The sequence below is a fragment of the Leisingera sp. CC-HEC096 genome (genome assembly GCF_059429235.1).
Genome location: NZ_JCAIJS010000001.1, coordinates 1,647,214 through 1,664,949 on the forward strand (window position 1 = coordinate 1,647,214; position 17,736 = coordinate 1,664,949).

The 17,736-nt window shown below is 58.5% G+C and carries 14 protein-coding genes and 2 pseudogenes; 14 read left to right on the forward strand and 2 right to left on the reverse strand.

Features of this window, described 5'->3' with window-relative positions; genetic code table 11:
- Nucleotides 1-139 precede the first annotated feature (139 nt).
- A complete protein-coding gene (locus AC5STI_RS08045; RefSeq protein ID WP_495446295.1) occupies nt 140-3,160 on the forward strand; it encodes a toll/interleukin-1 receptor domain-containing protein in 3,021 nt (1,006 codons plus the stop codon).
- A 112-nt stretch (nt 3,161-3,272) separates the two neighbouring features.
- Here AC5STI_RS08045 and AC5STI_RS08050 read toward each other — a convergent pair.
- Nucleotides 3,273-3,428, reverse strand: a pseudogene (locus AC5STI_RS08050) (integrase core domain-containing protein); the annotation flags it as partial.
- A 76-nt stretch (nt 3,429-3,504) separates the two neighbouring features.
- Between AC5STI_RS08050 and AC5STI_RS08055 the strand changes: the two are divergent.
- The 12 genes and pseudogenes from AC5STI_RS08055 to AC5STI_RS08110 all read left to right on the forward strand — a co-directional run bounded on the left by AC5STI_RS08055 (nt 3,505) and on the right by AC5STI_RS08110 (nt 14,022).
- Nucleotides 3,505-3,684, forward strand: a complete 180-nt coding sequence (locus AC5STI_RS08055) for a hypothetical protein (protein ID WP_495447785.1) — start codon at nt 3,505-3,507, stop codon at nt 3,682-3,684.
- Between the two features lie 49 nt (nt 3,685-3,733).
- Nucleotides 3,734-3,982 (forward strand): annotated as a pseudogene (locus AC5STI_RS08060) (IS5/IS1182 family transposase); the annotation flags it as partial.
- Between the two features lie 315 nt (nt 3,983-4,297).
- Entirely contained in the window at nt 4,298-5,887 is a 1,590-nt protein-coding gene (locus AC5STI_RS08065) for an N-acetylmuramoyl-L-alanine amidase (protein ID WP_495446296.1), read from the forward strand.
- Between the two features lie 26 nt (nt 5,888-5,913).
- Nucleotides 5,914-7,059: a patatin-like phospholipase family protein gene (locus tag AC5STI_RS08070; RefSeq protein ID WP_495446297.1), complete on the forward strand. Its 1,146-nt coding sequence runs from the start codon at nt 5,914-5,916 to the stop codon at nt 7,057-7,059.
- Nucleotides 7,056-7,538 (forward strand): DUF4231 domain-containing protein, encoded by a 483-nt coding sequence (locus AC5STI_RS08075; RefSeq protein ID WP_495446298.1) that lies wholly within the window; start codon nt 7,056-7,058, stop codon nt 7,536-7,538. The genes AC5STI_RS08070 and AC5STI_RS08075 overlap by 4 nt, the downstream gene beginning before the upstream one ends.
- A complete protein-coding gene (locus AC5STI_RS08080; RefSeq protein WP_495446299.1) occupies nt 7,528-8,925 on the forward strand; it encodes a TRAFs-binding domain-containing protein in 1,398 nt (465 codons plus the stop codon). The genes AC5STI_RS08075 and AC5STI_RS08080 overlap by 11 nt, the downstream gene beginning before the upstream one ends.
- Nucleotides 8,926-9,007: 82 nt before the next feature.
- On the forward strand, nt 9,008-9,223 hold the full coding sequence (locus AC5STI_RS08085; RefSeq protein ID WP_495446300.1) for a hypothetical protein: 216 nt from the start codon (nt 9,008-9,010) through the stop codon (nt 9,221-9,223).
- Nucleotides 9,224-9,246: 23 nt separating this feature from the next.
- A complete protein-coding gene (locus tag AC5STI_RS08090) occupies nt 9,247-9,636 on the forward strand; it encodes a hypothetical protein (RefSeq protein WP_495446301.1) in 390 nt (129 codons plus the stop codon).
- 124 nt (nt 9,637-9,760) lie between these two features.
- Nucleotides 9,761-10,642 carry a toll/interleukin-1 receptor domain-containing protein gene (locus AC5STI_RS08095; RefSeq protein ID WP_495446302.1) on the forward strand — a complete coding sequence of 294 codons (882 nt, stop codon included), beginning with the start codon at nt 9,761-9,763 and terminating at the stop codon, nt 10,640-10,642.
- Nucleotides 10,643-10,672: 30 nt separating this feature from the next.
- Nucleotides 10,673-11,506: a tetratricopeptide repeat protein gene (locus tag AC5STI_RS08100; RefSeq protein WP_495446303.1), complete on the forward strand. Its 834-nt coding sequence runs from the start codon at nt 10,673-10,675 to the stop codon at nt 11,504-11,506.
- A 137-nt stretch (nt 11,507-11,643) separates the two neighbouring features.
- Complete coding sequence (locus AC5STI_RS08105; protein ID WP_495446304.1) at nt 11,644-12,231, forward strand: hypothetical protein; 588 nt, start codon at nt 11,644-11,646, stop codon at nt 12,229-12,231.
- Between the two features lie 498 nt (nt 12,232-12,729).
- Complete coding sequence (locus tag AC5STI_RS08110; RefSeq protein ID WP_475046589.1) at nt 12,730-14,022, forward strand: O-acetylhomoserine aminocarboxypropyltransferase/cysteine synthase family protein; 1,293 nt, start codon at nt 12,730-12,732, stop codon at nt 14,020-14,022.
- Between the two features lie 53 nt (nt 14,023-14,075).
- On the opposite strand, the gene AC5STI_RS08115 is transcribed toward AC5STI_RS08110, so the two are convergent.
- Nucleotides 14,076-14,807 carry an SIMPL domain-containing protein gene (locus AC5STI_RS08115; RefSeq protein WP_495446305.1) on the reverse strand — a complete coding sequence of 244 codons (732 nt, stop codon included), beginning with the start codon at nt 14,805-14,807 and terminating at the stop codon, nt 14,076-14,078.
- 177 nt (nt 14,808-14,984) lie between these two features.
- Between AC5STI_RS08115 and AC5STI_RS08120 the strand changes: the two genes are divergently transcribed.
- Entirely contained in the window at nt 14,985-17,558 is a 2,574-nt protein-coding gene (locus AC5STI_RS08120; RefSeq protein WP_495446306.1) for a hypothetical protein, read from the forward strand.
- The last annotated feature ends 178 nt before the right edge of the window (nt 17,559-17,736 follow it).

Genomic DNA, 17,736 nt, shown 5'->3' on the forward strand with positions numbered 1-17,736 from the left:
CCTAGTCGGCTGTACCAGGTCTAACTCGCGCTGAATTTCTCCCGAAAGGACCTTCATGCGTTATAATGCCCATTAATAGAGGCCGTACAAAAACTCTCACCCGTGCAGTTATCTTTGATTTTTTTGATAGGACAGCAAGATGAAAGATGGCGACGATCGCGCGAGGGTATTTCTTTCGTACTCACGTCAGAACCTCGCCGAGGCCGAGTGGCTTCGCGACAAACTCGCCGAAGCAGGCCTCGAAGCGTTTTTGGATCTGCATGACGTATTGCCTGGTGAGCCATGGCGTGAGAGGCTTGGATCTCTGATCGCGTCAGCTGAACAGATCATCTTCCTGGTAAGCCCTGCTTCTGTTGCGTCAGAAATTTGTGCTTGGGAGATTGACCACGCTGAGCGCCTCGGGAAAAACATCCTCCCGGTTGTAGTTCAAGATACAGAAGTTTTTTTAATCCCAGGTCGACTAAGCCGCCTAAACTTCATACTATGTCGGACAGACGAAGAGCGTGCAGCCTCGCTTCCCAGTATCGTCGAAACTCTCTCCATCGACTTAGAGTGGGAGCGAGAAAAGACGAGAATAAATGACCTCGCGACAGCGTGGGACAAGGCAGGCCAGGTTCAACGGCTTCTCATGTTTTCCGAAGAAGCAATAGCTGGGGCCGAACGTTGGCGTGATCTACATCCCGCAACTTCGCCGCCACCCACAGGTGTTCAATTGAACTATATCGCTCAAAGTAGGTCGGTGTACTCGCGTCGACAGAAGCGGACAATTTTTGCGACTATTCTCGTGGCATTGGTGACAACCGCTCTTGGTCTGGTTGCAATTGGTCAGACGCAATCCACGCGGCGCGAAGCCTGGTTTGCTAAGAGAAACGAAATGGGCGCACTTGCGGCGTTGTCCGACGCAGCCCTGTCCGGCGGCCGACCTGCCGAAGCAATAAAACTTGCCCTTGCAGCGTGGCCGAGCGAAGCGGGCACCGGGAGTGCGCAGCTTCCTCAGTCACTGGAAGCGCTTTCAGGAGCTCTGGTGGCATCATGGGAACTGGCTAGGGTCAAAGGCGATGGGAGCGAAATTCAAAGCATTGCGTTTGCACCTGACGGGACAAAGTTCGCCACAGGAACTGGAGGCGGCTCCATTCTGACCGTAGATCCAAAGACGGGACAGGAAGTCGCTCAATTCATAGGACATCAGAGTTCAGTAACAAGGATTGCGTATTCGCCGGACGGGAAACGAATAGCAACTGTGGATGACGACGTACTTCTTCTGTGGGACGCGGAAACAGGGAATACGATCGCTCGGCATGATGGGTATCAAGGAGGAGAGCGGAGCGTCGCCTTTTCATCAGATGGGCTGCGGCTCGCGACCAGTGGTTGGAAAGGAAAATTGCTGCTGCTGGACGCGAAAACCGGGAACGAGCTCGCGCAGCTTGATGGGCACACTGACCAAATTACGAGTATTGTATTCTCTCAAAACGGGTTGCACCTCGCGACAGGAGACGACGACGGAACGGTGATATTGTGGGACACGGTAGAGAGTGGACGGATCAATTGGATGAGGGAGCATCCTGGTGGGGTTGTAAGTTTGGCCTTCTCACCTGACGGGGCACAGCTCGCGACTGGTGGCTGGGACAATACTGCGCGGCTATGGGAGACGGCGACTGGACAAGAACTCGCGGAGCTTGACGGGCATAGGGGCATAATAACCAGCATCGCATTTTCGTCCAATGGCGCTTGGCTGGTAACGGCGGATGACGGCGGAACAGCACTCCTTTGGAACACTGACACCGGGCGAGAACGTGCCATCTTCGATGGCCATGGGATCGGAAAGTTGAGTGTCGCTTTCGAACCAGACGGGACCCGCTTAGTGACTGGCGGCTGGGACGGCGCCGTGCAGCTCTGGGACGGGATAAGTCGGCACCGTCTTGCCAAATTCTTGGGGCACAGCGGACCGATCACGAGCATCGCATTTTCACCGGATGGAGGGACAGTTGTTACTGGGAGTTTGGATGGTTCCGCGCGGATTTGGAAAGCTGATATGGGGCGCAAGGTCTTGAGAGTAAGAAGGGAGTGGGGTTTTAAGAGAAGCCTCGCATTTTCACACGACTTGACGCAGCTTGCGATTGGTAAGAGTGATGGCGGGGTGCACTTGTGGGATGTCGTTTCTCAAAAGGAGCTCACTAGGTTTGAGGGTCATCAAGAAGCAGTTACGAGCATCGCATTCTCGCACGACGGGGCGCTTCTTGCGACAGGCGGAACGGACGGTTCAGCGCGGCTTTGGGACGTTAAGGCTGAAAAGGCCTATGCTGTTTTAGTTGAGCATGGAAGCAAGATTCGCAGCATCGCATTCTCCAAAAAGGGAGCACGCCTAGCGATTAGTGCGGACAATGGGGACGTGCGCCTCTGGGATACTGAGACAAGTAAAGAAATGGCACTGCTCGAGAACCACCAAAACGCTGTCAATAGTATCGCTTTCTCTCACGATGGAACATTGTTAGCCACCGGTGGCGCAGATGGAACGGTGTGCCTCTGGAACCTGAGAACTAGGTTGAAATGCGTCCCGCTTATGGGGCATCGGCCTAGTGTTATTAGTATTTCGTTTTCGCATGATGACTCTAGGCTCGCAACAGGGGGTTCGGATGGTACCGTACAGGTGTGGAACGTTGAGGGCGCTCAATTGCTGGGCCAGTTAGAGGGGCACCACGGCTGGGTTCGCAGCGTTGCATTTTCTCACGACGGGGTGTGGCTCGCGACAGCGGGCGTGGACGGGACTGTGCGGCTCTGGGACGCCGAGTTGGGGCAGGAAGTTGCGCAGTTTGAGGCGCATGGTGCCTCTTTCGCTAACATTGCTTTCTCTCGCGACGGAAAGAAACTTACAACGTGGGATACGCGAGGCAACGCGCGAATTTTTGAACTGGAGCGATATCAGTTACGCTTGCATCAGATCCGAGAACATGGTGAACCGAAGAGCGCAATCATATTTCAGCTCGCTTGTTCGCTCCTACCATTCGTTGACGGAAAAAAGGATGTCAGAATCTCCAATTCGCTTGAAAACGAGTCAGTAGGCGTTACCGGTCAGATTTGTAGTGAGGGCTATAGCCCTCCTTTCCCTTGGTGGCTGAAGTCAAATGCCGACGAACCGAAACCGCCCAAATCTCCCTGGTAGGCTTTCTGATTGACGTGCTCCCCTGAAATGCCCTCGCTTTGAGGTTAGCCTGATCTCCAACTGCTCTGAGCCCCAACCTTGGACCGCCAGAAGCTAGATTTTTCCGGCTCTGTCACGATGACGGGCTGGTGACGCCATCGGGATAATGCATGGCAATCGGGACGTTGTATCCGATTGCGCTGTGTGGTCTGTCCTCATCGTAGTGCCGACGCCAATCCTCCAGTTTTTCGCGGGCATCTGCAAGGCTCATGAACCAGTGTGCGTTCAGATGGCGTAATCGGGGCTCTGTCCCCGGGATCGCCGGTATTCTTCTTGCCGGTAAGTCCATGACCGGGAGAACGACCATGACCAAAGTACTGTTCGCGGGACTTGATGTCTCACTCGAATTGACCAGCATCTGTGTTGTCGATGCCGACGGCGGAATGATCCTGGAGGCGACGGCGGTTTCGGACCCTGCCGACATTAGCCGATCTGCCCGCAGACCCGTTCGAGCGTCTGCACAACATCTTCGCCCCGATAGGTGAAGCGCGGATCGGCCGCAGGGCAGAGCCGGGAATGCGTGTCACCGACTGAGGCGCCGAGGTGGCAATCCCGATCCGCCGCAATGGTCGAGCCTGGAAAGAGGACTGCCCCGCTGCCGTCACGCGAAACTAGATCCTACGGACAAACCGGCATTTGAGCCTGGTGCTGTGGAAGAGATGGGCGGGGTACCGTGCCCGAAGCCCGGTCGAGGCACGAATGAACAGCCTGAAACTCTTCGGGGACAAGATCATGTCACGAGACCTCGGCCGCCAGACCGCCGAGATCGAAACTGCCGTCTGACTTCAGGTGGAAAAGGGCGCAATCAACCTTCAAGCAACTTTGTGCAACATCGCCGAGAAAATGGGCTCAAAGCGCGCCATTTAGGCGCCCCTAATCCAGAAGAGATCAGACATGAAACCACTCGTTTTCCTGGCTGGTGAAACCTGCACATTCCAAGAAATTAACGGCTCATAACCTTCACGTGACTTGGCACATCGCCTACTTTACTTATACGATAGTCCAGCCAAAGAAAAGAGAATCCTACTCATTTCAAAATTGCGCTACAGAATTCCTCATAAGGTTGCGCAGAAATGGCTTTGCCTCAGGAGGGTTCAAATGCGAGAAATCTCAGAAATCATTATACACTGCAGCGCGACCCGGCCGGATTGGATGAAAGGTCAGAAAACGTCAGCGAAGGTCGCGGAGATCAAGCGTTGGCATACCGATCCAAAGCCAGATGGTCGCGGCTGGCGGGATATTGGATATCACTTCCTAATTGACCGTGACGGCACTGTCGCAGAGGGCAGGCCCGTTGCTCAAACGGGCGCGCATGTTCGTGGGCACAACACCGGCACGGTGGGAGTGTGCCTGCTGGGCGGCCACGGTTCCTCAGAAAACGACAGTTTTGAACAGCATTTCACTACGGAGCAGGACAAAGCGCTGCGCGATTTCATCGCCAGTCAAAAAGCGAATTTCCCTTCTATAAGGAAAATTAGTGGTCACAACGAGTATTCGGCCAAAGCCTGTCCTGGCTTCACGGTCGCAGATTGGTTCGATAGCGGGGTGAACGCGTCGCTTGTCGGCCTGACGGCGGCAAAAACAACTTCTCTTCCACCGGCGGCCAGCGCGCGCTTCGAAAAGCTCTACGATGCCGTGATGCAACTGACATTACAGTCTGAACGCCGAACTGCAGGTGGGGCTGTTGAAAGCCGCATGGGTATCACCCTGGAAAACCTTGCGGAATGGCGCAAGATCAGCGCATCGGAAGTAAGTGCGCAGGATCTACTGGATCTCGCGCCGATGGAGGTCAAGCAGATTTACCGGACGCGCTACTACGCAGCCTGCCGTTGCGCAGAGATGCCTGAACGGATGGCCTTGGCAGTTTTCGATACCGCCGCGCAATACGGCCCGATGCAAGCCGTGAAACTCATCCAGAAAGCGTTCAACAGCCTAGATATGACCGTCGATGGCGAACCTTTAGAGGTGGACGGGCTGATTGGCCGACTGACCATGGCAGCGGTCAAGCAAACCGATCCATCCGTTTTGGCGGAGGCATTCCTCGACGAGGTTGAAACGCATCTGCGCGGCCAGCCAGCGGAACCGGCATCCACTGTTGAGAGCCTTGCCAGGCTCGCCGGTCTTCGTGAAATCATCAACACATTGCCCAAGGGGTCGGGCGCGCGCCCGGAAATTGAAATGAAAGTTTCTGACAGAAAAGTCGACATCACTGACATATTGGAAATCGCAGGCGCCGCTAAAGGCGGAAACAAGCGAGCGGTTCTGGCCAAGATCGCTCAGCTGGCTCTGGAGGAAGATTCCGGAGACAGTGCAGGAAAATCACGAAACAAGGCCCTGGCGCGGCTTCTTTTAGGCGTGATCAGCCCAGGTTCGATCGCCGGTCAGGACGCTGCGAAAATCACGAAAGGCCCGGACGGAGAACCGCCCTTGACCCCCATCAACGCAGCCCTCGGTCAGACGGTTGGACATGCGCTGAACGGAAAGAAATCCGTTACCGGAATCATCGGCCTGCTTCTAACAACCTTACTGCCAGCAGTAGGTCTTGAGGGCGACATCGTCACATTCCTGGAAACCCATTCCAGTACCCTAATCACAGTTCTTTCGCTGCTGACAGGTTGGGGATTTCTTGGGAAGGTCGACAAAGCCGTTCGGCTTGTGGGCATGCTGCAAAGCCGGAACATTGATTGACGGCAAGTTTTTTAAAGGAGGTTCAGATGTTTAATACAGATCAAAAACGGATGTTGGCTTGTGACGGAGGCGGCATCCTGGGTGTGATTTCACTGGGCGCTCTTCGTCAAATCGAAACCCAGCTGCGCGAGATCACCGGCGAACCGGATCTGCGTCTAAACCAGTTCTTCGACTATTTCGCGGGCACGTCGACCGGTGCGATCATCGCTGCGGGGCTCGCGCTTGGAATGGATGTCGACAGGATCGAGCGGATCTACCTTGAGGAAGGCCCGGACATCTTTGACAAGCGCGGTCTTCTGGAACGGGCAGTTACCCGGCTGCGGTCGAAGTACAGCCACAAGAAGCTTACCCGGCGTTTGAAGCAAGAATTCACGGACCACTCCATCAGGCAGTTGCAGGCAAGCGGAAAACTGAGCTGTGATAAACACCTGATGGTTGTCACGCGGAATGTGGAAACTGACAGCCCGTGGCCGATCAGCACCAACCCGCAGGCCAAATACAACAAAGCCGACCGTGCCGATTGCAACCTGAAGATCCCGCTTTGGCAATTGATCCGGGCATCAACTGCCGCGCCCACCTTCTTTGAGCCGGAGCGCTTGCAATGGGATCCCAACGATCCGGACAAGCAGTTCTATTTTGAGGACGGCGGCGTCACGCCGTACAATAATCCTGCTTTCATGCTCTACAAAATGGCGACCGCACCGGAATACAATTGCGGCTGGGAAACTGGCGAAAATAAGCTGATGATTATCTCCGTAGGCACCTCCTACAACTACCGGCTGATGCCGAATCCGCATTCACACGGTGAGTCGCTGCTGCAAACTGCAAAGTCGATCCCCGCGGAACTGATGCGCGGCTTTGCCAATGAGAACGACCACACCTGCCGGACCGTTGGGCGCTGCGTCGCGGGCCCGAAACTTGATGGCGAGGTCGGCGACATGATCCCGGCTCCAAGCGTACAGACAGATCGAGCCTTTCTTTATGCGAGATACGATATTGACACGTCCCCGTCCCAACTGCAGGCGATGGGACTTGGCAGCATCGACCCTTCTAGTCTTGCGTTGGACAACGTTGCCGCCGCTCCGGACATGAAACGCATCGGTGAGCAGCTAGGTAAACAAGTGGACCTGCGAAGCCAGTTTGCGTCGTTTCTCAAAGAGTTTTTGCAATGACCGAAGCATCACAGAAGTCGGCGCGGCTGGCTTTTTCTGAGACGCTGACAGAATTCAACGAACAGCGCGCTTGGTATTCCAAGCGCGCAAGAGAGCTAAAGAAACAGGCGCAAAGCTTGGATCTGCTCGTGATTTCGTTGGGGGCTCTCGTCGCGGCTATCCCAATTTTGAAATCCGGTGGCGATCCAGAGGTGCCGGATATCATCGTATCATTTTTGGGCGCGGCGGTGGCCATCGCGCAAGGGGCGCAACGCATCTATCGCTTCGCCGAGACCTGGCCGGAGTATCGCCTCGCATCGGAAAGAATGAAGCGCGAACAGCGCCTCTTTGCCAATGCAGCCCCACCATATAGCGGGGATGACAATATCGCAGAAAAAGCACTGGTGGTCCGCCTAGAAGAAATTATTGCAGAGGAACAGAAGATCTTTTTCGAACATGAGCGCGGCAAAAAAGATAGTGAGACCGACAATGACAGATGAGTTGCGCCCAGTCTGTTTCATTGCCATGCCCTTTGGCATCAAGAAGGTGACTGGAGCGAGGGAAGGTGCACCTTCAGAGGTGAACTTCGACCATCTTTGGGATAAGGCCTATCGCCCCGCCATCGAGGACGCCGGATTCACGCCTGTGCGGGCCGATTTCGACACTGGGTCAGTCATCATTAAAGACATGCACGAGCGGCTGGCGTATTCCGATCTGGTGCTGGCGGATATGAGCCTGCCCAACGGCAATGTTTATTACGAGGTGGGCCTGCGCCATGTGGCACAGAAACAGGGCTGCATCCTCTTTGCCGCAGACTGGTCGCGACAGCTGTTTGACATAGACCAGTTCACGACGATCCGTTACAGCCTCGGCTTCGGAGAGGTGCCCGATGATCAGGCCGAAGCAGTCCGGGGGATCGTCGCGGACTCGATCCACAAATTCAAAAGCAGCTTTACCCCTTGGCACGACATGCTGCGCAAGCAGGACGGGACCAGTTCGGACAACGTATTCAAGGAACAAGCCCGGAAACTGAGTGTTTTTCAGGCCGAATTGCGCGCGCTGCGGCTGAAAAATGACGGGGACGAACGCAAAAAGGTTCTGGCAGAGCGAATGAAACAGCTCAAAGGATCCGCCACGATGCGCCTGCCGCAGGCGGCGGTTGAGATGATTGTGCATATTCGCGACCTCTTGGACGACTGGCCGTCGCTGGTGGACTTTATCGACGCTCTCGACAAGGACATTCGCGCCATGCCTTTCGTGCAGGAACAACGCTTGCTGGCATTGGGCAAACGTGGCGATCCGGCGCTGGCGGCGGCTTCTCTTGAGGAACTGATTAAAGAACATGGAGGCTCGTCCGAACGCTATGGTCTTTTGGGTGGCCGGTTGAAAACGCTCTGGCGCGAGGCGCGGAGCGAAAGGGTGGCGGCCGGCAAATCTCGCCCCTCACCGGCCGAACGCAAGCATCTCAACAACGCGATTGCCGCCTATAAGGCTGGTATGCAGCTGGATCTGAACGAGTATTATCCCGCATGTAACATGGCGCTGCTATTGACGGCCCGTGATAAAGGAAACGACCGAGAGCGCGCTCGTTCGATAGACCATATGGTTGTTGCAGCTTGCGAACGCGCGCTGGAACTGGGCATTGGTGACGTGTGGACCCCACCCACGCTGCTGGGTGCGGCATTCCGCAGCGGCGACATTGCAGAAGCGCGTAAGTGGCTCGAACGGGTGGAACAAGACGGGGTTGAGTATTGGAAACTTGATAGTACCCTGAAGGATCTGCAAACCTATTTCGACGTGATGCCTGAGCACGCGGAGAACCAGGGTGATTTGGCAGAGATTATTGCAGAAGTGGAAGAACTTGTTTCCGAGGCTACAGGTGGTTAATGCGAATGCCTCGCGAAGAGAACAAGACGGTTGCCTCTAAAAGGCTACTGAAGAAGTCGGCCCTCGACGCGATCTGAAGAACATGATTCACCTTCTGCACAACGGTTCGCGTTTTGACCTACCCTTGAAACTAGACGCGGTGGATGCGCTGAAGCCCGGGATTCCAGACCAGCTGTTGACAGCTTTGACCACGATGGATGATCCTTACAGCATGCCGATGTTGAAAGAGCTTGCTGCAATAGATGCACGCCGCAAGTTACTGGACACGCATCTTCCAGGAGCGTTTGATCTGACCTAGCCGTGTTGATGAAGGAAATAATGATGGACGATCTCAGACGGTACCGTCGCCGCGAAAAGACCTTGGTGACAGCGGTCCAGATCGATCTTGATACAGACGGCTTCACCTATCGGAAGTGGGGTGATGTACAGGTTGCGCGGGCGGGTGACTGGTTGGTGAACAATAACGGAAATGTCTACACAATTGACCGAGAGGTATTCGAGCGGACATACTCGATGCAAAGCCTGGGCGTCTATGAAAAGACCAACGCAGTTTGGGCCCGAAAGGCGAGAGAAAGCGGGAAAATACAAACCACGTCGGGCTTCACCGATTATGAAGCCGGGGACATGATTGTTTTCAATGATAGAGACGAATTGGATGGTTGGGCGATGAGTGCCGGGGAATTTGACAGATTATATATTTCTGACACGTAGTTTCTGACATTTTGATGGCCATCACCATTATAGCAGAGCTGGCGGAACGAACAATTGGTAAGGTTGGTTTCGAATGGATGATGAATCTTGAAATGCAACTACGCTTGGGCCGTCGGAGCGCGCTGTGGACTGGGTATTCGGATATGACTTCTTTGTCTCATACAGCCACGACGATGGACTACATTTTCCACGACAATTGGCCGCTTTCCTCAAGGAAGCTGGATTTCGGGTATTTCTTGATCAGACCGATTATGTCGCCGGTGTCGACCTCAGAAGAGAAACTAGACGGCAAGTTCGCAATAGCCGAAAAATCGTAATTGTCGGGCGCCCAGCCGCGATGAAATCAGAGTGGGTATTTCGCGAAGTGCAAACTGCTGTGGAAAGCGGAAAAATCCCGATCATAGTTGACGTCAATGATGCTGTTGGGACGGCACCACAAGAGGCGAAACTTGCCACCCTGGCTCAAGAACGACATTGGCTGCGCCTAAACGTGACGACCGATGATCCCGATGGTGATCCGCCGGGCTATGTTGTTACCGAGCTTGTCCGCGGGTTTGGATACACACGTCAGAATCAAAAGCGGCAGCGCGTATTCCTAGGTGCGGCTATGGTTCTTGCAATGACCACTGCCGCTGCCACGTGGCAGGCCGTCGAGGCGAGCCGCCAGCGGGATATTGCACAGGCGAACTTTGAAACCGCCAAAGCCACTGCGGACGGCTTGGTTGTCGACGTTGCGAGGGGTTTGCGCCATGTGGAAGGGCTTCAAATAGAAAGTGTTCGAAAAATCCTAAACCGGGCGCAGCAAGCTTTCGATCAGCTTTCCGGATCGGTCGGTGAAGACAGTGCGTTGCTGCTCAGCCGCGCCGTCATGCAGAACGAGTTTGTTGAAACCTATCTTGCGCAGGGCGATACGGAATCTGCTCGGACGGCGGCTGAGAAAAGTGTCGCATTGATCCGGGATCTGGTCGAACAAGGCGATCTGGGTTCGGATGTACAACGGCAATAGGCTCTCAGCCTTGTCAAATTGGGTGACGCGATGCAGGAGGTTGGCGACTATGAGTCAGCCGTGTTCTCCTACCAGCAGGCGCTTGAAACTCGCCGGAGCCTTGCAGCTAACGATAAGTCAAATGATCGGGCGGCTCGAGATGTTGCAGTTGCATTGGCGAGGCTGGCGGAAGTAGCGGAACATCGGCGCGACTATGAACAGATGTCGAAACTGCTTGTCGAGTCACTTGCCATTCGTGAATCGCTGATAGGCCGAAACCCGGACTGGCGTCGCGACTTGGTTGTCGCCAACATAATGCTGGGTGACGCTTATCTAGGGCTGGGGCAGTCGGAAAACGCTCGAGAACCATTTGACCGATCTGTGGAGGTCGCCAAATCTCTTCACGACGAGGATTCCAAAGATACGCGGTTCGTCCGTTTCTATGCGGTCGCGCTCCAGCGCCGCGGCAATTACGCTTTGTCATTTGGGAACACTAGGCAGGCACAAGTTGACTATGAAAACAGCAAATCACTGTTTGAGGACTTGGCGCTCAAGTTCCAGCTTCATATCTATGCAGCATTGGCCGAGCAGGAGCGTGAGTTCATCTCGATCAGGACCAAGGCAGCACTCAAGGAAGCCAAGGCCCGTGGCGTGAAGCTTGGCGGTGCCCGTGACAAGACCCTGAAGCGGAACCAAGAGGTTCAGCGTAAGGCCGCCGAGCGTGCCCAGAACGTGGCTGGCCTAATTCAGCCGTTGCGGGAAGCCGGAAAGAGCCTCAGGGAGATTGCTGCGGAGTTGAACCGGGCGGGGGTGCGAACGGCCCGTGGCGGTGAATGGCAGGCGTCACAGGTGAAGAGGACCATAGAGCGGCTTGAGAGGGCGTGACTGAGAAAGGTCGGTATTGCTGATATATATTTCATGCGAGCGGGTTCGCTGGGGTGTATCAGTGTTTTTCGAGGGTTGTACTTCACACATTCATGGTCCCGTATAGCGGTAACAGCTCGCTATTAAGGAAGACCCAGTTGAAACCAGTTGTTGAGAGTATTCTGAAGAAGGCTGAGGCAGCGGGGTTTATAGACATCCTTGAGGCTTCGGAGGAGGATGTTAAGAAACTCTGCGAAGATTATTGCTTTGACCTTAAAGACTTAGCTAGTCGCCTGCGCCTGAACAATCACGCTACCCAGCTTCTTACCGCTCACTTGGCCCTAGATCATACCCTTAGCGTATTTCTTTCGCAGCAGTTTGTGGCTCACTCTGCTATTGACGTCGATAGGTGGGCATTTGCCCAGAAAGTTGATCTACTGTACTCGCTAGGGCTGTTCGATAAGGGTCTGCTCGAAGCGCTTCGCCTAATTAACAAGTTGCGAAATAAAGCCGCTCACCAGCTCAATTTCAAAGTAAGCTCAAAGGATGTAGACGCGGTCATCCGCCATTGCCGTGCTGAAGATGGTAAAATATCCGGAAGGCTTAGGTTCGCGGAGGCCTTGTTAATTACTCTGCTGCAATTGGATGCGGCACGCTCCCATGACGCTTACAGGCAAGCCATGTCTTACCGCGCGATGCTCAATGCACGCCGCGTCTTGAATAAAGTCGATCAAGCCTCGGATTGAAGGGCAAGGGCGGTCTTGCATTCTGCGCCGGTTCGTAAGACACATTCAGGGTACTTTCTGGGACACCTCCGCAAGACGCACCCCTGTAAGTCATTGAAAATAAACGGATCACCCCCATAGCAAGTTCGATTTGAGCGCGTGTGGGGGCACCACTTTTTCAGCTAACATATTGGTTTCTCTCCGGCTTCACGCAATCGCAATGAGCCGTGGATCCTGCCGGAGACCGTTTCGCCTACCGCTGCCTTTGCAGTTCCGGCGCTTTTGGTTCCGGCAGCTGATACGCGGGAAACTGGAAAACAACATCCACTGGCCGTTCTGCGTGCTGCAGCTGGCGGGGCGCGGGTGATTTGCCCGCTTGCTTCCCTTGCCGGTGCTGCCGCATGCCGCCAGCGGAACGAACCTCCGCCCGGCCCGCTTGCGCTGCGGCATTGGCGCGATTGCCTTCTGCATCCAGCCATGCTGTTGTGCGCGCGAAAGAGTTTTCAGGGAGACCCACTCATGACCGATGCCCCGTCTTATGGCTTTGACACATTGCAAATCCATGCCGGCGCCAAGCCGGATCCGGCGACCGGCGCGCGGCAGACGCCGATCTATCAGAGCACCGCTTATGTCTTCCGCGATGCCGAGCACGCGGCGGCCCTGTTCAACCTGCAGGAAGTCGGATTTATCTATTCCCGCCTGACCAACCCCACCGTTGCAGTGCTGCAGGAGCGGCTGGCGACGCTGGAGGGCGGCGTCGGCGCGGTCTGCTGCTCGTCCGGCCATGCGGCGCAGATCATGGCGCTGTTCCCGCTGATGGGTCCGGGCTGCAATGTGGTGGCCTCGACCCGGCTGTATGGCGGCACCGTTACCCAGTTCAGCCAGACCATCAAGCGCTTCGGCTGGTCGGCGAAATTTGTCGACACCGACGATCTGGACGCAGTGAAGGACGCAATCGACGAAAACACCCGCGCGGTGTTCTGCGAGTCGATCGCCAACCCGGGCGGTTACGTGACCGACATCCGCGCGCTGGCGGACATTACCGATGGCGCCGGCATCCCGCTGATCGTCGACAACACCTCTGCCACGCCCTATCTGTGCCGCCCGATCGAGCAGGGCGCGACGCTGGTTGTGCATTCGACAACCAAGTACCTGACCGGCAACGGCACTGTGACCGGCGGCTGCGTGATCGACAGCGGCAAGTTCGACTGGTCGGGCAACGACAAGTTCCCCTCCCTGTCGGAGCCGGAACCCGCCTATCACGGCCTCAAATTCCACGAGACCTTCGGTCCGCTGGCCTATACCTTCCACGGTATCGCCATCGGCCTGCGCGATCTGGGCATGACGATGAACCCGCAGGCGGCGCATTACACGCTGATGGGCGTCGAAACCCTGTCCCTGCGGATGCAACGCCATTGCGAGAATGCCCGCAAGGTGGCCGAATGGCTCGAGAACGATGACCGGATCGACTATGTGACCTATGCCGGCCTGCCGTCCTCCCCCTATTACGAGCGTGCCCAGCAGCACTACCCCAAGGGCACCGGCGGGCTGTTCACCTTTGCCGTCAAGGGCGGCTACGAGGCCTGCATCAAGCTGGTGGATTCGCTGGAGATCTTCAGCCACGTCGCCAACCTCGGCGACACCCGCTCGCTGATCATCCACTCGGCCTCCACCACCCACCGGCAGCTGACGCCGGAGCAGCAGGAAGCCGCGGGCGCCAGCCCCAACGTGGTGCGCGTGTCCATCGGCATCGAGGATGCGGACGACCTGATCCGCGATCTGGACCAGGCGCTGGCCAAAGCCTGCGGCTGAGGTTCGGTTTATCCGAAAGAGAAAGGCCGGGCGCCCTGCCCGGCCTTTTTTTGTTATTCGCTGCCCTCGCCGCCCGGCACCGCCATGTCGAACACCACCGAGACGTTGTGCGTGAACGTCAGCTCCCCGGCTTCGACCGGCATCGACTCGCTGCGGGCCATGTCCATCGCCATCATCGGCCGGGGCCCGCCGCCGCTGCCGTGCTCGGTGATTGTGCGCACCGGGCCCAGCTCCATGCCGGCCGCCTCCGCCAGCTGCTGCGCCTTGCGGATGGCATCCTTGACCGCTTCGCCGCGGATCCGGTCAGTGACCTCGGCAGGGTCTTCCACGCCAAAGGTCAGGCCCTGGAACTGGTTGGCGCCGGCGGTCAGAACCGTGTCCAGCACCGGTCCCAAACGGTCAAGATCCCGCACCCGCACCATCAGCGTGTTCGAGGCCTGGAAGCCAGTGATCTCGCGCCGGCCGCCGCTGTCGTAGGACCGGTCCTGCGACCAGACCGGATGCATCGCGATCTGCCGGGTCTGCATGTCCGCGCCGGCGATGCCGCTTTCCTTGAGCCGTGCGATCACCCCGCCCATCGCCTCAGACACGGCCGCCATCGCAGCTGCGGCTTCCTCGGCCTCCTCCGTCACGCCCAGGGTGATGGTCGCCAGTTCCGGCGCCACCTGCAGCGTGCTTTCGCCATTGACCGTGATCTGCCGCGGCGCCGCGGCCTCGCTTGCGGCAGCAGCGCCTGCGCTCATCGACAGCATCAGGGCGGCGGCCAGAAGTTTCCTTGCTTTCATTCTCAAAAGCTCCTTTTTCGAATACCCCTTAGATGGGGACGGCAAACTGCCGCCCGCAAGCCCCGGCAGAAGTCTTTTCCTTTAACTCGGCAATCTCCTGCTTTAAGGTCCGCGGCAAAACACCGGGCGCGTCGGGCGGCCCCGGGCAGTATGGATTTGGATGGTTTGACCCAAGGCATGAAACCGGCTTTTGCTCTTTCGCTTTCCGCTGATGGTATTGCGCTTCTCTATCGCGCCGAAGACGGCTGGCGGCACGTGGGCAGCACTCCGTTTGACGCCGAGGACCTGCCCGCCGCACTGGCTGAGATGCGTGCTGACGCGCTGCGGCTGGCGCCGGAGGGCGTGTTCAGCAAGCTGATCCTGCCCAATGACCAGATCCGGTATCTGACGGTTGAGACAGGTGAGCAGTCCGCGGAGGAGCGGATTGCCGCCGCCAGGGCTGCGCTGGAAGGGGCGACGCCTTATCCGGTGGACGAGCTGGCGTTTGACATCAGCGCTGACGGCAGCCTGACCCATGTTGCCGCCGTGGCGCTGGAAACGCTGGATGAGGCGGAAACCTTTGCGGTGGAGCATGGTTTTGGCCCGGTAAGCTTTGTCGCGGCACCCGAAGACAGCGGTTTTCAGGGCGAGCCCTTCTTTGGCACCACACGCGCGATCCGCGGCACCGAGGTGGAACCCGACGCCGAAGCGGTAAAGGTTGCCGGCCCGGCCAAACTGCCGGACCCGGTGACCGAGGACGGCAGCGACGACAGCAACCCCGAGGCAGCGGCTGACGACCCGGCACCCGTCCAGGACCCTGCCGGCGATCAGAAGCGGCCCGCACCGCAGGCAGACAACTCTGAGCCGGCGAGCGGCGGAGACGCCGCCCTGCCCTCCGAAGAAACTGCGCAGAAACCGGAAGCGGACCCGGCGCAGGAGGATACGGCGGAAACCCCTCCGGTGAAAGCTGCAAAGGCTGAGACGCCGGCCAGCCTCCCGCCTGCCCCGCCGCCTGCCGCGCCCGCGGCTGACGCGCAGGTGCAGAACGCCAGCGGGTTCTCGACCACCCGCAACAAAGCTGCCGCAGCCGCAAACTCTGCTGCTCCGCCGCCCTCAGCAGCAGACCCGGCGCCGCAGCCCCAAGAAAACACAGCACCGCTTGCAGCCGCACGGCAGCCGGGCCCCGTGCCGGAAGCGGCGAAACCGCTGGGAGCCGCAGTTGCGGCCAAGGGCGCAGACCAGGCTGACACCGCCGCGCCCGGCCCGAAAATTCCGCCCGCTCCCGCGGCGCTGCGCGAGTCTGCCCCGGCCCCTGCCGCACCGTCCAAACCCGCACCGTCCAAACCCGCCGCGGACAAGCCCGCCACCAAAGGCAAGCCTCGCTTTCTTGGCCTGATCCTGACCGCCATCCTGCTGCTGTTCATGGCCACTGTCGCGGTCTGGGCCGTGTTTGGCGGCGGCGGCTTCCTGTCTGACGCAGCAGACGGCGGCCGCGGCCTCTCCCCCGCTTCCGGCGGCAGCCAGGCGGAGGAGACAGGTGGCCAAACCGAACCGCCAGCCCTGGTGCCGCAGCCCGAAGCAGACCAGGACAGCTCCCCCATCGCTCCGCAGGTCAGCGTGCTGGCCGATCAGCCCGATCCCGGCATTCAGGAAACCGGGGCGGCAGCGGAGGAGGCTGCCGGCGACGCAGCCCTGCCGGACACTGGGCCGGACCCCACCGCCGAGGACGAAGCCGCCGCAGACGGTGCGGAGCTGCCTGAGGATGGCACGGACACTGCCCTTGTGAACACGGACGCGGACGCGGCCGCCGTCCAGGATGAGCCGCTGGACGACCTGGCCCTGGCCGCGCGGTACGCTGCAACCGGGATCTGGCCAGTGGCGCCGGATCTGGGGACGTTCCCCGCTGCGCCGCGCCTCGATGAGCTGTATACCGCCTCTATCGACCGCACCGGCAGCGCGCCGGACGCGGTGGCGCTGCCGCAGCCGGAGACCTTTGCCCTGGATGAGGAACCGGGCGCCGTCGCCTCGCCCGCCGCGGCAGGCGCAGACTTCGACCTCGATGAGCGCGGCCTGGTCAAAGCGACGCCTGGCGGCACGCTGAACCCCGACGGCATTACGGTTTACCTGGGCCGCCCCAAGAAGGTGCCGCCGCCGGCACCCGAACGCAGCGACCCGGCCGCTGAAGCCCTGGCCGAGGAAGTGGCCCGGAATCAGGTGCTGTCGCGCAAGCGGCCAAAGGCCCGGCCCGCGGACCTGCAGGAACAGACCGAGCGCGCCCAGCTGGGCGGTCTCAGCCGCGCTGAGCTCGCCTCGCTGCGCCCGCGTCAGCGGCCAGCCAGCCTGAAGCCGGCGGAGGAAGAGCAGCTGCCCGCAACAGCCTTGGCAATTGCCGCCTCGGCAGTCCCCCGCGAGCGGCCCGCGAATTTCGCAAATCTGGTCGACCGCGCCCGCCGCAACGCCCAGAACCAGGTGAAGACCGCCGCCGCAGTGCCAGCAGCCGCCGCCGCCGTCGCGCCGCGCATCCCGACTACGGCGTCGGTCGCCCGCCGGGCCACCGTCAGCAACGCTATCAACCTGCGCAAGCTGAACCTCATCGGTGTCTACGGCACCGCGTCCGACCGCCGCGCGCTGGTCCGGCTGCCTTCGGGCCGCTACAAGAAGGTGCAGGTCGGCGACCGCATCGACGGCGGCCGGGTGATCGCCATCGGCGAAAACCAGTTGCAGTATCAGAAAGGCGGCCGCAACCGCACTCTGAAGATGCCGAACGGCTAAGCGCCCGCTCCAAAGAGATTTCCCTTACCTGCCCTCTCCCCTGGCCAGCCGACAGCTGCCGCCGCTGCAACGCAGGCGGCGGCTCCTCTTTTGCGCGGGCCGGGACAGGAAGGGTGCAGGCACAGAAAAGGCCGGGCCCGCGATGCGGACCCGGCCTGGGGCAATAGCCTGCTAGCCG

Bases quoted from the DNA above. Each gene is read 5' to 3' on its own strand.
- AC5STI_RS08055 (WP_495447785.1), top strand. From the start codon at position 3,505: ATGACCAAAGTACTGTTCGCGGGACTTGATGTCTCACTCGAATTGACC.
- AC5STI_RS08065 (WP_495446296.1), top strand. From the start codon at position 4,298: ATGCGAGAAATCTCAGAAATCATTATACACTGCAGCGCGACCCGGCCG.
- AC5STI_RS08090 (WP_495446301.1), top strand. From the start codon at position 9,247: ATGGACGATCTCAGACGGTACCGTCGCCGCGAAAAGACCTTGGTGACA.
- AC5STI_RS08080 (WP_495446299.1), top strand. From the start codon at position 7,528: ATGACAGATGAGTTGCGCCCAGTCTGTTTCATTGCCATGCCCTTTGGC.
- AC5STI_RS08100 (WP_495446303.1), top strand. From the start codon at position 10,673: ATGCAGGAGGTTGGCGACTATGAGTCAGCCGTGTTCTCCTACCAGCAG.
- AC5STI_RS08070 (WP_495446297.1), top strand. From the start codon at position 5,914: ATGTTTAATACAGATCAAAAACGGATGTTGGCTTGTGACGGAGGCGGC.
- AC5STI_RS08075 (WP_495446298.1), top strand. From the start codon at position 7,056: ATGACCGAAGCATCACAGAAGTCGGCGCGGCTGGCTTTTTCTGAGACG.
- AC5STI_RS08120 (WP_495446306.1), top strand. From the start codon at position 14,985: ATGAAACCGGCTTTTGCTCTTTCGCTTTCCGCTGATGGTATTGCGCTT.
- AC5STI_RS08110 (WP_475046589.1), top strand. From the start codon at position 12,730: ATGACCGATGCCCCGTCTTATGGCTTTGACACATTGCAAATCCATGCC.
- AC5STI_RS08045 (WP_495446295.1), top strand. From the start codon at position 140: ATGAAAGATGGCGACGATCGCGCGAGGGTATTTCTTTCGTACTCACGT.
- AC5STI_RS08115 (WP_495446305.1), bottom strand. From the start codon at position 14,807: ATGAAAGCAAGGAAACTTCTGGCCGCCGCCCTGATGCTGTCGATGAGC.
- AC5STI_RS08085 (WP_495446300.1), top strand. From the start codon at position 9,008: ATGATTCACCTTCTGCACAACGGTTCGCGTTTTGACCTACCCTTGAAA.